Below are 2,163 nucleotides of genomic sequence, written 5' to 3' on the forward strand. Positions count from 1 at the left end.
CGCGGATGCGTCGACGGGATGAACGTCGGGTAGCGCAGGTCCTCGCGGTCGAGGTCGGCGATCCCGACCAGTCCGCTCAGGTCGAGCGGCCCGGGGAGACGGAACACCTCCTCGGTGGCGATCCCGAGCTCGGAGACCAGCAGGTCCAGCACCGCCGGTGAGATCGACTCCTCGACCTCGAGCCGCACGGGCGGACCGAACCGGCGGCGCAGCAGCTCCTTCTCGAGTGCGGCGAGAAGGTTCTCCGCGTCGTCCTCCTCGACCTCGAGATCCTCGTTGCGGGTCACCCGGAAGGCGTGCACCTCGAGCACCTCCATGCCCGGGAACAGCCGCTTGAGGTGCTCGCCGATGACATCCTCGAGGGGGACGAAGCGCTGGTTGCCGAGCGGCACGAACCGGCTGAAGATCGGCGGCACCTTCACGCGGGCGAAGTGCTCCTTGCCGGTCTTGGGGTTGCGGACCAGCACCGCCAGGTTGAGCGAGAGCCCGGAGATGTAGGGGAAGGGGTGGGCCGGGTCGACTGCGAGCGGAGTCAGCACCGGGAAGACGCGATCCCTGAACAACCGCTTGCAGTGCTTCTGCTCGTCCCTGTCGAGGTCGGACCAGCGGACCAGCTCGATGTGCTCCTCGGCCAGCGCCGGTACCAGGTCCTGGCGGAACAGGCGTGCCTGACGCTCCATCAGCCCGCGCGTGGTCCCCCAGATGGCCTCGAGGACCTCGCGTGGGAGCAGCCCGGACGCGGCGCGCACGGCCACGCCGGCCGCGATCCGGCGCTTGAGCCCCGCCACCCGGACCATGAAGAACTCGTCGAGGTTGCTGGCGAAGATGGCGGTGAACCGCACCCGTTCCAGCAGCGGGAGGCGCTCGTCCTCGGCCAGCGCCAGGACCCGCTCGTTGAAGTGCAGCCAGGAGAGCTCGCGGTCGAGGAACCGGTCGTCGTACTTCTGCACCGCGGCGAGCGCCGCGTCGTCGGGCACGTACGGCGGTTCGACGTCGAAGGTCTCGTGCACCCCGGTGTCCGTGACCGGCACTGCCTCTGCTGACATGCAGCCAGTGTGGCACCGCTGGGTGAACAGCGGGTGTCCCGCGAGCCTCGCCGCCGGTACCTTGCCTGCGTGACCTCCAGTGAGCGCCTCCGGTCGGCCGGGCACCATCTCGAGCGCCTCTCGCTGCGAGGGGCGATGGCCCTGCCCGAACCCGTGCAGCGGCTCCTCTCCGGCCGACGCGTCATCCGCGACGGGCAGACCCTGGCGACGGACGTGCAGCTGATGCTGCGCATGCAGAAGCTCGCCCGTGAGCCGGGCCCGGAGACCCTCCCGGTTCCGGAGGGCCGACGGGCGGTGCTGCGCCAGTCGGCCATGGTCGGCGGCGCCCAGCCTGCCGGGGCGGTCCGCGACCTGCCCGTGGGGGCCCGCCAGGGGCGGCTCTACGTCCCTTCGGGGGAGGCTGCCCGGACCCCCGCTCCGCTGCTGGTCTTCTTCCACGGCGGCGGCTGGATCTACGGCGACCTCGACTCGCACGACGCGCCCTGCCGGTTCCTGGCCGAGCGGGCCGGGGTCCGGGTGCTCTCGGTCGACTACCGGCTGGCGCCCGAGGACCCGTTCCCGGCCGCCTACGACGACTGCATCGAGGCCTATCGCTGGGTGGTCGAGCACGCCGAGGAGCTCGGCGCCGACCCCGACCGGCTCGCGGTCGGAGGCGACTCGGCCGGGGGGTGCCTTGCAGCCACCACCGCGCTGGCCGCCGCCGAGGACGGGCTGCCGCTGGCCACCCAGCTCCTCGTCTACCCCGGGACCGACATGCGCGGAGGCTCCGAGAGCCGGGCGATGTTCGGTGAGGGCTTCTACCTGACCAGCGGGTTCATGGACCTCGCCCGCGCCCTCTACACCCCCGACCGCAGCACCCATGACGATCCCCGGGTGTCCCCCCTGCTGGCAAAGGTGCCCGAGGGCCTCGCGCCGGCGTACGTCGCGACCGCCGGCTTCGATCCCCTGCGCGACGAGGGAGAGGCCTACGCCCGCAAGCTGTCCGAGGCCGGGGTGGAGGTCGAGCTCAGGCGGTTCCCCGACCAGATCCACGGCTTCTTCAACCTCGTCGGCGTCGGGCGCAGCTCACGCGCTGCGATGGCCGAGATCGCGGCCAAGCTCCGGGCTGCCCTTCACC

Annotated in this window: 1 protein-coding gene and 1 pseudogene; one reads left to right on the forward strand and one right to left on the reverse strand. The window is 71.8% G+C overall.

All coding sequences use genetic code 11. The annotated features are described in order from the left end of the window. Nucleotides 1–1,046: pseudogene (locus VFN12_RS09495) on the reverse strand (RNA degradosome polyphosphate kinase); the annotation flags it as partial. A gap of 69 nt (nucleotides 1,047–1,115) precedes the next feature. Here VFN12_RS09495 and VFN12_RS09500 point away from each other — a divergent pair. Next, nucleotides 1,116–2,163 (forward strand): alpha/beta hydrolase (locus VFN12_RS09500; RefSeq protein WP_325118407.1); only part of this gene is annotated, 1,048 nt, incomplete at its 3' end.

Origin of the sequence: Nocardioides sp. (assembly GCF_035703625.1) — a bacterium.
Taxonomy (GTDB): Bacteria; Actinomycetota; Actinomycetes; order Propionibacteriales; family Nocardioidaceae; genus Nocardioides.